At 65.5% G+C, this 12,655-nt stretch carries 9 protein-coding genes; 2 read left to right on the top strand and 7 right to left on the bottom strand.

Annotated elements, in window-relative coordinates; all coding sequences use genetic code 11:
* Entirely contained in the window at nucleotides 1-402 is a 402-nt protein-coding gene (gene fliS / locus DFR24_RS01925; RefSeq protein WP_162850982.1) for a flagellar export chaperone FliS, read from the bottom strand.
* Nucleotides 403-591: 189 nt separating this feature from the next.
* Nucleotides 592-1,107, bottom strand: a complete 516-nt coding sequence (locus DFR24_RS01920) for a Spy/CpxP family protein refolding chaperone (RefSeq protein ID WP_133879664.1) — start codon at nucleotides 1,105-1,107, stop codon at nucleotides 592-594.
* Nucleotides 1,108-1,236: 129 nt separating this feature from the next.
* Between DFR24_RS01920 and DFR24_RS01915 the strand changes: the two genes are divergently transcribed.
* Nucleotides 1,237-1,923 (top strand): response regulator transcription factor, encoded by a 687-nt coding sequence (locus tag DFR24_RS01915; protein ID WP_133879663.1) that lies wholly within the window; start codon nucleotides 1,237-1,239, stop codon nucleotides 1,921-1,923.
* Nucleotides 1,924-2,193: 270 nt separating this feature from the next.
* Nucleotides 2,194-3,522 carry a sensor histidine kinase gene (locus DFR24_RS01910; RefSeq protein ID WP_162850981.1) on the top strand — a complete coding sequence of 443 codons (1,329 nt, stop codon included), beginning with the start codon at nucleotides 2,194-2,196 and terminating at the stop codon, nucleotides 3,520-3,522.
* 239 nt (nucleotides 3,523-3,761) lie between these two features.
* Here DFR24_RS01910 and DFR24_RS01905 read toward each other — a convergent pair whose 3' ends face one another.
* From DFR24_RS01905 to DFR24_RS01885, 5 genes are all read right to left on the bottom strand, one after another.
* A complete protein-coding gene (locus tag DFR24_RS01905) occupies nucleotides 3,762-5,147 on the bottom strand; it encodes a DUF1329 domain-containing protein (protein WP_133879661.1) in 1,386 nt (461 codons plus the stop codon).
* Nucleotides 5,148-5,240: 93 nt separating this feature from the next.
* Complete coding sequence (locus DFR24_RS01900) at nucleotides 5,241-7,292, bottom strand: DUF1302 family protein (RefSeq protein ID WP_133879660.1); 2,052 nt, start codon at nucleotides 7,290-7,292, stop codon at nucleotides 5,241-5,243.
* 109 nt (nucleotides 7,293-7,401) lie between these two features.
* Nucleotides 7,402-8,397 (bottom strand): WD40/YVTN/BNR-like repeat-containing protein, encoded by a 996-nt coding sequence (locus DFR24_RS01895; protein ID WP_133879659.1) that lies wholly within the window; start codon nucleotides 8,395-8,397, stop codon nucleotides 7,402-7,404.
* Nucleotides 8,398-8,473: 76 nt separating this feature from the next.
* Complete coding sequence (locus tag DFR24_RS01890; protein ID WP_133879658.1) at nucleotides 8,474-9,856, bottom strand: DUF1329 domain-containing protein; 1,383 nt, start codon at nucleotides 9,854-9,856, stop codon at nucleotides 8,474-8,476.
* Nucleotides 9,857-9,937: 81 nt separating this feature from the next.
* Entirely contained in the window at nucleotides 9,938-12,415 is a 2,478-nt protein-coding gene (locus tag DFR24_RS01885) for an efflux RND transporter permease subunit (protein ID WP_246051479.1), read from the bottom strand.
* Nucleotides 12,416-12,655 lie beyond the last annotated feature (240 nt).

Genomic DNA, 12,655 nt, shown 5'->3' with positions numbered 1-12,655 from the left:
TCAGCGCATGCCCGGACCGCGCGGCATCTCGTCCCAGGCCTGCTTGATCGGGCGCAGCACGTCGGCCACGTCGTCCAGCATGTCCGCGTCGTCGGCGGCATTGGCCTGCGCCAGGTGACGCAGACAGAAGTCGTACAGCGCAGCGAGGCGCTCGCTGAGCCCGCCCGCGCCACGATCCAGCGACAGGTTCAGGTATTCGAGGATCGCGATCGACGAGGCCACGTTCTTCAGACGCGATGCACGATCACCATTGCGCGCCGCGCCGCGGGCCTGCGCGATGCGGTCCAGCGCACCCTCCAGCAGCATCGCGATGAGCTGGTGCGGACTGGCCGAAGCCGTCACGCAGTCCACGCTGGAGTGCTGGTACTGCCGAAGTGCCTGCATGCGGATCATCGCGCCCATGTTCATTCTCGATTGCTGACGAATGAGGTATCGGCGGCAGCGGGCAGGACTTGAGCCCCGCGTAGCCCGGGTGAAAGCCGGGGATGCGGCTCGTCAACAGGGGGGGCCCCGGACTCCGTCCGGGCTACGCAAACAAAAAAGCCGCGGCGCCCGAGGGCGCCGCGGCCGGTCACATCGAACCGCCGGGCCTTACGACTCGGCGTCCGGCGCCGGCTTGCCGCCGGGGCCAGGGCCACGACCGCGACCGCCGTGGTGACGGCCGCCGCGAGCGTCGTGAGCCTGCATCTTGGCGAGCTGCTCCGGCGTCAGGACGGTCGCAAATTCGGCGTTCATCTGCGTGCGCTGCAACACGCGGTCACGCTCGAGCGTGCCGGCCGCGTCGGCCAGAGCCTGCGAACGCGTGCTGTAGTCCGGCGTGCCGGGCTTGAGCGCACGCAGGGCTTCGCGATTGGCCTTGCTGCGCTCGCGCAGCGCCTCGTTCGCCGGGCGGTTGCGCTCGAAGATCGCCGAAACGTTGGTCTTCTGCGTTTCGTCGAGCGACAGGTACTTGGCCATGCGCGCGGCCGGATCGTGGCGCGGACCGTCGCCGGAAGGAGCAGCGCCGGTGGTGCCGGCAGCAAAGGCACCGCCGACGGCAGCAAGGCCCAGACCGGCAGCGAGCAGCATCGGCTTGAACGAGAAGGAAGAGATCTTGAAGGTGGACATTTTGGAACTCCGTTGGGGCCGGGGTTGGCGAAGAGATTAAACCCGGAGGTCGCGTTAACCTCGGTTACGGACACGTAAAGTTGGGTAAACGCGCGCACCCCCTTCCCAGCGTGCCGGTACTGTCTCCCCATGCCGCGAATCCTGATCGCCGACGACGACCGCGAACTCTGTGCCCTGCTGGCCGAATACCTCGAGCGCCAGGGCCTGACGGCCGAGGCCGTGCATTCCGCCGAATCCGCCATCGAGCGCCTGCATACCGGCACACGCCCGGACGTGCTGGTACTCGACGTGATGCTGCCCGGCATGGACGGCCTGACCGCGCTGCGCCGCATCCGCGAGTTCGAACAGCTGCCGATCGTGATGCTGTCGGGCCGCGGCGAGCCGGTCGATCGCATCGTCGGGCTGGAACTGGGCGCCGACGACTACCTCGCCAAGCCCTGTCTGCCGCGCGAACTGCTGGCCCGCATCCAGGCGCTGCTGCGTCGCACGCGCCCGGACGCGGCGCCCGAGCCCGCAGCTGAACTGAACGTCGGGCGGGTTCGCCTGCGTCCTGCCGAACGCCGCGCCACCTGCAACGACGAGGCGCTGCCGCTGACCGGCGCCGAACTCTCGGTGCTGCTCGAACTGGCGCGCCAGGCCGGCCAGGCGGTGACGCGCGAGCAGCTCACGCAGAGCGCGCTGCACCGGCCGCTCGAACGCTACGACCGCGCGATCGACGTTCACGTCAGTCGCTTGCGCCAGAAGCTGACGGCGGCGAAGTCGGGGCTGCGCGTCGAATCCATCCGCGGCGCGGGTTACCAACTCATCGAGGACTAGGGCCTGCTAATGCCTGGTTGATCGCTGCGGCCGAGTCAGTTTTCGCCCAGCGCAAGAATGGAGGAGTGCGGTGTACTCAAAGTACATAAGCGACGACAGACGCAGCGATGGGCCAAAACGGGCCGGTCCCGGAGGGTTGGTCTCTGTTTTTTCGCGATGCTGCGTTGCTCCCTTGTCATTTGCAGTCAGCAAACTTCCTCGGTCGCGCCTTGCCTGGCGAGCAAACAGAGGCCAACGCAGCGACCAACCAGGCATTCGCAGGCCCTTGGCATGAGCATCTACGGCCGCCTGTTCCTGTGGTTCTGCGCCGCCAACCTGCTGACGATGGGCGTCAGCGTGCTGATCGCCCACGCGATCTTCGAGCGCAACGCCGACCGGCCGCCCGACATCGAAGAGGTCGTCATGCGGGCGGAAGCCGCGCTGGCCGAAGGCCGCACGCCGGATCTGAATGCGCCCGACGACGGCCGTCGCGTGGTACTGGTGCGCGACGGAAAATCGCTCGAAGGCGACGGCGATCTGCCGCGCCCGGTGGCACGACATCTCGAAGAACTGACCGATACCAATGCCGAGGTGCGGCTGCCGCGCGGGCAGTGGCTGGTGTCGCGGCGCCTCGCCGCCAATCCGCCGACCTGGCTGATCGTCATCCAGGGTCCGCCGCGGCGCGCACCCTGGATGCGCTGGGTGCCGCTGGGCCTGCAGATCCTGCTGTCGGTGCTGGCCATCGCCGGTGTCGGCTGGGTCGTGGCGCGTCATCTGTCGCAGCCGCTGGCACAGATACAGTCGGTCACGCGTCGCATGGCGGCGGGCGATCTGTCGAGCCGCGTCGGCACTGTCATCGGATCTCGCGAGGACGAGTACGGACGCCTGGCGCGCGACTTCGACCGCATGGCCGTGCAGATCGAAACCCTCGTGCAGAGCCGCGACCAGCTGCTGCACGACGTGTCCCACGAATTGCGCGCCCCGCTGTCTCGTCTGCGCTTCGCACTGGAACTCGCGCGCGAGGATCATCGTCCCGAAACGCTGGAGCGCGCGGACCGCGAGATCGCGCGCATCGACCTGCTCGTCGGCGAACTGCTCGCCCTCGCCCGTCTGGATCAGGCCTCGAAGCTCGCGGCACTGCCCGATGTCGACCTGCAGGCCCTGGCCGAAGACGTCATCGAAGCCGAGCGGCCGCAGGCGGCGCATCGCGGTGTGCGGTTGCAGTTGCGCTCGACGGTGCAAGGAAATGCGCACGCGTCGGCCGATCGCGACGGCCTGATGCGGGCGCTCGAGAACGTGATCCGCAACGCCGTGCGCCACGCACCCGCCGACAGCGAGATCGTGATCGGGCTCGATGCCAGTGCCAGCGAAGCGAGCATCGTCGTACGCGATCGCGGGCCGGGCGTACCGGCGGACGAGCTGCCCCGCCTGTTCGAGCCGTTCTTCCGCGGCAAGGCCGCCGCGGGCGGTGAGGGTTATGGCCTGGGCCTGGCGATCGTCGCGCGTGTCATGCGTGCCCATCGCGGGCGCGCCGAGGCACGCAATGCGGCCGACGGTGGGCTCGAGGTGCGGCTGGCGTGGCCGAAGGTCGTCGCAGCAGCGGAAGGACGAACCGCGTAGCCCGGGTGAAACCCGGGATTCCCCATCCCGTGCGCACGGACGCTCGACGTCGTAACACCACCGTAGCCCGGACGAAGTCCGGGAGCTTTTCTCCAAGACATGCTCGCCCGGAAAAGGGACCCCCGGACTTCGTCCGGGCTACGTGGGGCGTTATCGTTCGGTCGCCAGCCCTTCCGGGCCTTAGCGAGGAAGTTCGGGCTCGGGCCGCCAACATCGGACCCGCGATGGCGCCGCTGCGATCAGGCCGCCCCCAGCTTGATCAGCGCCTGCTGGGTCAGGTAGCGGTGATAGAACGTCTCGTCGTTCGCGCCGCTGCGATGGTTTCCCGGCAGGGCCTTGACCTGCTGCAGGCGCGTCACATCGCCGGTCTGGACGTCGGAAGCGGTGACATGGCACCAGCTCCAGTACGGATGCGCGCCGTCCATGAACTTGTCGTCACCTGACTCGTAGAGCGAATAGGCACCGTCGAAAGAACGGAACGGCTGCCCGCGCCGGTCATACGTCACCATGCCGATCACGATCTGGTTGCGTGCGTCGAACCACACCCGCTTCTTCGACACCGGCGCCCGGGGGAACCGCGTCGGCATGGCCTCGACGACGATGGCCTCGGGCACCAGTTCCACCGAGGTGTCCCAGAACGATTGGTTCTTCGGTCCGCCGTGAACGCCTTGCTCCCAGTTCGGATCCCCGGGGTTCCAGTTCCCCGCCAGGCCCGCCAGGAAAGGCCCGCGCCCCACGATCTGGTATCCGCTCCAGGTATGCAGCGGATCACCTGCGGCCCAGGCGTCCGAGAGATACAGCGACAGGCCGGGCAGCAGCGGCTCGAATCGCTGGTCGGTGGGGAACTGACGCACGCGGCGGAACTCGGGCACATATCCGTAGAGGTCCGGGAAGCGGCTGTGGTCGTAGTCCCAGACATTCAGGAACGAAGTGCCGCTGAACTGCGACGGCGTCTGGAAGAACACCGATTGAAAGCGCAGCTTGTCCTCGTGGCCCGGCCAGTACGGCGCCGGCTGCATGCTCACGCGTGCCACTGGCGAGAGCTCCGCCCAGCCTCCGCTGTAGTTGAAGCGCGGCTCGCCATTCCGTCCCAGGGCCTGCGCCGTCAGCGCGTAGAACGACGCATCGTGACGGCCCCAGCTCAAGGTCTGGGCGGCGAACAGTTCCAGGCCGTTCGTGGGATCCGGGAACGGATTGCCGCCGATCCACGGACGGCCATCGGCCTTGTTCACCACGTTGCCCTTCGCATCGAAGCCCGCCTTGCCGGCGTTCTTCAGCGTGGCTTCGATGTACTCCCAGGGCGACAGGCGCATCAGGTCCTGCGTGGTCTTCACGACCTTGAGCCGGCGACCATGGTTGAGGATGTGCTCGTAACGCACCGGTTCGAGCAGATCCTTCACGAGCTCGACGTTCGCACTCGTGATGAAGTCACCCGTCTTGATGCGTCCCTTGGTGTAGCCCTCGATCGAGAGCAACTCGTCCGGATAGGCCTTGGTGATCTCACCGCTCGCCGCCATCGATGACGCCAGCGGGGCGAGCACGCCGGTGGCGAGCACACCTCGCGCAGCGTCGGTGAGGAATTTCCTGCGCGTGAAGCCACGCCCGTATCGCGTCAGGTACGGCATGTCGTACGTCTCCAATAAAAAAGAAGGCCGGCGTCCAGGAGGCGCGCCGGCCGAGTGAGCTCCACAAAGGTGCGGAGCGAAGGAGACGAAAAATCAGAACTGGTAGCTGACCCGCAGCGTGAACTCTTCGGCGAAGTCGATCGTCGACAGCAGGTTGTCGTTGGGATTGCCCCACAGGCGGCCGTCGACGAAGTTGTAGAAGCCTTCCACCGTCACGCTCTTGCCGGCGTTCCAGCGAAGGCCCGGCTGCGCCAGCATGCCACCCTCGAGATCCACCAGCGCGGCGAACTCGATCTCGTAGATCTTGTTCGGCCAAGGCTGCAGGAAGCCGAGCACCAGATAGTTCGAGTTGCCGGACTTTCCGGGCGCTTCCTTGTTCTCCGAGCCGCCGAAGCCGCCCAGGTGACGCCCGACCAGATCGCTGCGGTTCTTCGTCAAGGCCTGGAACAGGATGTAGGTTCCCGGGAATTCGTTGAAGAAGCGGTGCCACTTGTCGACGACCAGCGAGACCGTGTACTCGTCCTGCTTGACGAAGTTGCGGCTCAGGCCCTTGTTCGTGAAGGTCCGCTCCGGCGTGTACTGGACCTCGAGGTTGAAGATCATCTGGTTGAGAAGATCGTTCTCGCTCTCGTTGACGTAGCTCGCGCCCACGCCGAAGACGTCTTCACGGAAGTACTGCCGCGCGATGTGTCCGCGCATCGATCCGCCGGCCGCGATGAAGAAGGTGTCCAGCTCCGCATAGGCCTGGTCGTAGTTGTCCGCAGGCGTGGCGAACACGTCACGCGAAGCGGCGAATTCCTCGATGGCCGCGTTCAGGCCCGCAACGCCGTCGAGCCGGACCTGGGCGGCGTAGTTGAACCACTCGCGCGCCGAGTAGACGCCCGCCGGAGAAGCCTCGAACGGCGTATGCGAGAGCGCTTCGGAGATGTCGTCGTAGAGCCGGCAGAGCGTCGGCGAACACGCGCCGGCATTGTCGGGGTTTCCGAGCTGGGGCTTGACGCTGTAGGCAAGATTCACCGCCGTGCCGAGCAGACCGGATAGCGGCTTCTGCACGCCCGACTCGGTCCACCGGAAGACGCCGTCCGGGTTGTAGCGTCGGGTCGCCATCAGCTGGAAGCTGACCTGTCCGTAGTCGCCCTTCAGTCGCAGACCGTAGTTGAGCTTGCTGTCGTATCCGCCTTCCTTGTACAGGTCGTGGACCGTGAACTGCGCCGGAATCACGTTGTACGGCGTGTTCGGGTTTCCGAACACGGTGGGCTGGAACTTGGCGACGAAGCTGTCCAGCAGGATGGTGTCGCTGAGCTGGTAGCTGAGTCGCACGGACAGCTGCGGGACGCGCTTGTCGGAAAACTCCTCGAGCGCGCGATCCATGATCAGGTGACGACGCAGGTCCAGACCGTTGGCGACGTCGAACACGCGGAAGAAGATCGACTGACCCCAGGCGAGCTGCTGGTTGCCGACGCGCAGGTTCAGCCCGCCGCTGGTGTACTCGGCCAGCAAGGCCGGGAAATAGACCAGATAGTCCTTGCCCGACCATTCCAGCGGATTCGGCTTGTCTCCTCCCTCGACGATGTACTCGAACATGTTCGGGCGGCCCTTGTAGAGCCGCTTCTCTCCGCCGTCGATGGCGCCTTGCACGCCACCCACGCTGCCGGGGTTGAATTGCTGGTAGATCGTCGGGTCATAGATCGCGCGCAGTCGGCCGATCACCGACCAGTGGTCGGTCAGCGTGAGCTGCATCTCGGTCTCGGCGCGCAGGATCGTGTAGTTGAACGCGTTGTCGTCGGCATCGATGAAGTCGCCGCGTCGGACCTCATCGGTGAACGCGATCGGCGGCAGCAGGCCACCGAGCTGCTGGTTTCCACCGACGCCCAGCGGAATGGCACCCCACTGCCCGCCGCCGAGTGCCGGCGGCAGGTAGGCCGTACGCGCCACCGTCTGGCTGTTGAAGATGTTGCCGCCCTGGTTGTTCGGATTCTCCTGGCCGGTCGTGCTGATCGCGCTCTCGGCACGAACGAACCCGGCGAAGTTGATGTTCATGTCGTCGAAGAAGCCGCCCGCTTCGCCGGCGTGGACCGCGTTCCCCGTGATCGCCAGCGCCAGCACACCCAGAGTCGCGCCGACACGGCGCTGAGTTCGTTGCATGTTCCTGTCCCCTTTCATTTTGCTCTCCTGAATTTCTTGGGTTTATGGGGCCGACGACCCGCGCAGCAGCCGGGCGCGCTGTGCACGCACCGACGCACGTCGACCTGGATTACTCGGCGAAACGGATGATTCGGCCGGAATGGCCAACGGCGAACACCGCGCCCGTCCCTTGCTGGCGAGCGGCCGCGTTGTACCAACCGGTCTTGATGTCGAGGGCGTCCTGCTTCTGCCAGTGCGTTCCGCCATCGCGACTCGTGAGGACTTCACGCATCGCGGTGACGACGACGTCTCCGCCCGGTGACGTGGCCACGCCCAGCAGATGCGCCTCGGTTCCGATGTCGAGCTTGGTCCAGCTCGTACCGCCGTCGGCGGTCGTGAGCACCAGCCCGCCCTGCCCGACCACGTAACCCTTGCCATCGCCGCGCAGGTCCATCGCGAACAGCGACGCGCGACCCGTGCCGCCCGCCTGGTCGCCGCGGTGCAGGACCGTCCAGCTGCAGCCGCCGTCGTAGGAACGCAGGATCAGTCCGAGCTCGCCCACGACGGTGATGACGCGCTCGTCGGAGACCGTCACGGCGTAGAAGTGCGGCTTGAAATCGTCGCCCAGCTCCGCGGCATCCGCGGCGAAATACTGGGACCAGTCCGGGTTGCCCTTGACCCACGTGCGCCCACCATCGCGCGACGTCAGGATCAGTCCGAAGGAGCCGACGATGACGGCCTCTCCCGCGGCATTGAGGCTGACCGCCATCAGTCGCTCCTGCGTGCCGCCGTCGATGATCTGCCAGCTGCCCTCGCCCTCCTTGAGCAGGATCTGGCCCATCTGGCCGACCGCGATGCGCCGCTCGCCGCGAACCGCGACGCCCAGCAGGCCGAGCCGATTCGGCGTGGCTTCGGTGGTCCAGCTCTTGCCCGCATCGCGCGTGCTCAGGATCTGGCCGGCGGCGCCGACGGCCACGCCTTTGGCCTCGTCGAAGGCGATGCCGAACAGCGACTGGTGTGGAATCCCGTTGACGACTTCGGTGGGGGCCTGTGACGCCCGACCCGGAACGCTGTTCGCAACTAGAACCGCGAGCAACAGCACGCCCGCGATGGTCTTGATAACCATGCTTTCGACCTGGTGGAGAGAAGCACCGGTCCACGTCGCCGTGGACCGGGGGAATGCACCGGTATGCCGGCGAGGGCTACACCGAACCGAGGCGCTGGATCGCCTGCTGGGTGCACCACTTGTTGTACATCTCCTCGTTGTCGGCGCTGAACACGCTCTTGTAGCCAGCGCCGCATTGCTCGAGGTGGCGCACGCGGCTCATGCGCTTGGTCTGCATGTCGTAGGACATGCAGTAGGTCCACGACCACGCCGGGTTCTTGCCGTCCGGACCGTAGACGACCTTGTCGCCCTTCTTGTACTGGCCGAAGGCGGTTTCGAAATTCACCCAGGGCTTGTCCTGGCGGTCGTATCGCGTATTGCCGTTGTAGATGCTGTTGCGGGCATCGATGTACGCGAGGCGACGTCCCACGGGTGCACGCGGATAGGCGGTGGGCTTGGACTCCAGCACGATCACCTCGGGCACGAATTCGAAATCCGTGTCGAAGAACGTGGTGCCCTTCGGGCCACCGTGGACCTTCGCCATCCAGTTGGGCTGGTCGATGTCGGCGGTCACGTTGTAGGCGCCGAGCATGGGCTTGCGCTCCACGATCTTGTACTCGCCCCAGGTGCGCATCGGATCGCCTGCAGCCCAGGGATCGGTGAGGAACCAGGTCACGCCCGGGATCAGCGGCTCGAAGCGCTGGTTGGTCGGGAACTGGCGAACACGCTTGAACTGCGGCAGGTAGCCGTAGAGGCCGGGGAACTTGCGCTGGTCGTAGTACCAGATCGACAGGAACGAGCTGCCGGCCACGTCCTGGGTGGAGGTGAACAACACCGTCTGGTAGCGCAGAAGATCGGCCTTGTTCTGGAAGATCTTGCCGTCCATGCGGGCCTGCGTCTGCAGCTCCGACCACACGAACTCGTAGTCGTAACCGACGCTGCCGTCGGGGTTGAGCACGACGTCGTTGACCGCGTACTGGTTGTAGTCCGCGCGACCCCAGGACAGGCACAGATTGGCCTGCACTTCGTCGCCGGTCTTGGGGTCGGGGAACGGCAGGCCGCCCACCCAGGATTTTCCATCCTGCGTGACGACATTGCCGTCCGCATCGAACTTGCCGGGCGACTTCGTGCTGCGCAGCGTCGCCTCGTAGAACTCGGCCGGGAACATCGTGGACCAGTCGGTCTGCGTCTTCTTGATGCGGAACTTGCGTCCCTCGCTCTTCACCTGCATGTAGATGCAGGGATCCAGGAGTTCCTTGACCAGTTCGACGTTGCTGGCATTGATCGTGTCACCGGTCTTCACCTTGCCCTTGGTGTACGCATCGATCGACAGCAGCTCATCGGGATAGGACTTGCGGATCTCTCCCTGCGCGGCGAAGACCTTCGACAGCGGCGTCAGGACGCCGGCGCCGGCGCCGATCGCCAGGTTCTGCATCAGGGCGCGCCTGCCGTAATCGACGTCGTACTTTCTGATTCTCATTTTATTTCTCCATGGACCGCTATCACCCGCGATATCCGGGGGGCGACGTTCCGGGCCGCAGAACGCTAGGTTCGGTGCGGCTTATTTCTCGCTCGCCAGGACGGCGGCCACGACGGGCGGCGTCATGTATTTCGAAAGGTCGATGTTCTCGCTCAGCGCAAGGTCCTCGCGCGAGGCGAAGCTCGGCTTGACGAACCAGACCAGCAGCGGCAGGACGACCAGCGACAAGACCATGTTGATCAGCATGATCGCGACCAGCAGCAGCCCCATGTCGGCCATGAACTTGAGATCCGACATGAAGTACCAGGGCAGGATGCCGATGAGCATGATCGAGGCGGTGAACATGATCGCCTTGCCGGTCGTGGTGAGCGCCTCGGTGATGGCACGCTCCCAGTCCTGGCCCTGCGCGGTGAACTCCTCGCAGATGCGCGACAGCAGGTAGATGCCGTAGTCGATACCCACGCCCACGCCCATCACCGCGACGATGACCGCATTGATGTCGAGGCCGATGCCCATCCACTTCATCGCGGCGACGAGCAGGAAGTTCGACAGGTTCACGGGGATCAGCAGCAGCAGGGCTGCGACGAACGAGCGATACGCGATCGCCGAGATGATCCCGATCGCGATGTTGACCATCGCCAGGATGAACCAGTGGTAGCGATGCACGACGTTGTTCATCGCCTGCTGCAACGCGATGAATCCGGTCGCCATGCGAACACGGAACTGGGGGTGATCTTCGCCTACCGCCTCGACCGCGCGCCGCGCGCTGGCCAGTGCGGCGTCGACCGTCTCCTGCTTGTTGTCCTTGAACCACAGCGAAATCGTCGAACTCTGGAATTCGAAATCCGACACGTGTCCGAAGTTGACCGGGTTGGAGCCGAACACCACCGCGGTGCCGGCGGCGCGCACCGCGGCGACCGTCGGGTCGAGCGGCAGCCAGCGCGGGTTGCCGCCGGAGAACAGGCGGTTGCCTTCCATCATGTAATCGGTGAACGACAACGTGGCCTGGGGTGCCAGCGTCAGGTCGGACTCGACCATGGCCTGGATCCTCGACGCCACCTCCGCGACCTCCGGCGTGCGGGCGACGCGCACGTTCTTGTCGCGGGTCTTGGCCTCGAGCACGATCTCGAGCGTGTTCATGCCCGGGAAGTGGCTGTTGATCGCACGAACCGCCGTGTTGAACTCCGAGTCGTGCCAGAGCAGGTTGCTGCCCTCGGTCGGATTTCCGATCTTGATGTGGAAGGACTCGTAGGTCGCGACCGCGCCGATCACCACGACCACGACCGCCGTGAACCTGGCGTACTTGCCGTAGGTGAGCAGCGCGATGCGGCTCAGCAGGATCTTCTGCGCGCGGTGAATGCCGGTTTCCTTGGCCGCTCCACCGGAGATCCGGTCCGCGTTCGTCGGCACCGGCAGGTAGGACAGCAGGATCGAGGCCAGGAACACGCCGTTGGGGATGAGCCAGAGCGCCCAGGCGCCGCAGAACAGCGCGTGGTTGTACATCGCCGTGATCGGCGCCAGCGCGATGAACACGATGCCGAAGACGTCGGCCATGATTCCGAGCACCGACGGCGCGAGCATCACGCCCATCGACACTTCCGCCGCTTTGCGCTTGTCCTTGAGGTGTTCGAGAACCTCGTAGTAACGCTCCGTGTACTGGATGCAGTGCGAGAGCGTGCGTGCCACCAGCAGCAGCGGCACGATGGTCAGCAGCGGTTCGATCGGACGGTCCAGCCAGCCGATGAAGCCGACGCCCCAGATGGCCGCCATCGCCGCGCAGACGACCGGCATCACGACGCCGGCGATGTTGCGCATGTAGAGCACGAGCAGCACCACGAGCAGACCCAGGGTCAGTGCAAAGATCTCGTACGTCTGCTTCTGCAGCTTGTAGACCCAGCCGGTCAGCGTCGGCTGGCCGGCGACGTAGATCTCGTGCTGGTCGTCCGCAGCCTTGGCCACCAGGTCCTGGACGAACTCGAACGCCTCGCCGTACTCGACGCTGTCGAGGAAGGTCGCATTGATCAGCGTGGCGGTCTCGTCGCGAGCGACGTAGAAGACGCGCGCGTTGGGTGACTGCTCCACGCGGCGACGGAAGTCGCTGACCTCGTCCGGCGTCGACGGGACGCTGTCGTCCATCAGCGGACGCATGTCGATGCCGTAGGGCGTGGACTCGGCGAAGCGGAGCTTCTCGGTGGCGATCGAGATCAGCTGGTCGTGATCGATGCCCGGCGTCAGATCGATGTCCCGCGTCATCTGCCAGACCTTCTGCAAGGTGTCGGCGTTGTAGATGTCGCCCTGCTTGCGCTTGATCATCACGGAGACGGTCAGCGGGTTTCCGAAATTCGGATGGTCGTAATAGACCTGCACGAAGGGATCGTCCGCGGGCAGAAGATCCTTGAAGATGGTGCGGATCTCCACGCGCGGAATGCCCACGGCGAAAGCGATCGTCGCGAGCGCGAAGATGATCAGCACGAGGCCCCGATTCGCCATGACCCAGCGCGCCATGCGGAACCGCATCGGTTCCATGTCGCTAGCGGCGATCGTGGAAGGTGTTTTCATGGTCAAGTCTGGACAGCGCCTTTTTGGGAATGGAGAACCGCCGTCGAAACGGCGTGCCCGGCATCAATACTGCCGACCCGGCTTGCGCGATAAGCCGATCTTTCGATGGGCAGACGCAATCAATTCGGCGCGCCTGCGCGAAGACGGCTGTCCACTCGAACGCGTGCATCGCCGAGCGGATTTCGCACCTGCGCACGGCGAGATCCGGCGCGCCGGCGCCGCATCTGGTGCATGCCACTG

The organism is Panacagrimonas perspica (assembly GCF_004364935.1).
GTDB classification, from domain to species: Bacteria; Pseudomonadota; Gammaproteobacteria; order Nevskiales; family Nevskiaceae; genus Panacagrimonas; species Panacagrimonas perspica.
This window is presented reverse-complemented; position numbering and strand designations above follow the sequence as displayed.

What these genes read in the sequence shown, in the direction of transcription:
- fliS (WP_162850982.1), bottom strand. Translation starts at nt 402, where the DNA reads ATGGGCGCGATGATCCGCATGCAGGCACTTCGGCAGTACCAGCACTCC.
- DFR24_RS01920 (WP_133879664.1), bottom strand. Translation starts at nt 1,107, where the DNA reads ATGTCCACCTTCAAGATCTCTTCCTTCTCGTTCAAGCCGATGCTGCTC.
- DFR24_RS01915 (WP_133879663.1), top strand. Translation starts at nt 1,237, where the DNA reads ATGCCGCGAATCCTGATCGCCGACGACGACCGCGAACTCTGTGCCCTG.
- DFR24_RS01910 (WP_162850981.1), top strand. Translation starts at nt 2,194, where the DNA reads ATGAGCATCTACGGCCGCCTGTTCCTGTGGTTCTGCGCCGCCAACCTG.
- DFR24_RS01905 (WP_133879661.1), bottom strand. Translation starts at nt 5,147, where the DNA reads ATGCCGTACCTGACGCGATACGGGCGTGGCTTCACGCGCAGGAAATTC.
- DFR24_RS01900 (WP_133879660.1), bottom strand. Translation starts at nt 7,292, where the DNA reads ATGCAACGAACTCAGCGCCGTGTCGGCGCGACTCTGGGTGTGCTGGCG.
- DFR24_RS01895 (WP_133879659.1), bottom strand. Translation starts at nt 8,397, where the DNA reads ATGGTTATCAAGACCATCGCGGGCGTGCTGTTGCTCGCGGTTCTAGTT.
- DFR24_RS01890 (WP_133879658.1), bottom strand. Translation starts at nt 9,856, where the DNA reads ATGAGAATCAGAAAGTACGACGTCGATTACGGCAGGCGCGCCCTGATG.
- DFR24_RS01885 (WP_246051479.1), bottom strand. Translation starts at nt 12,415, where the DNA reads ATGAAAACACCTTCCACGATCGCCGCTAGCGACATGGAACCGATGCGG.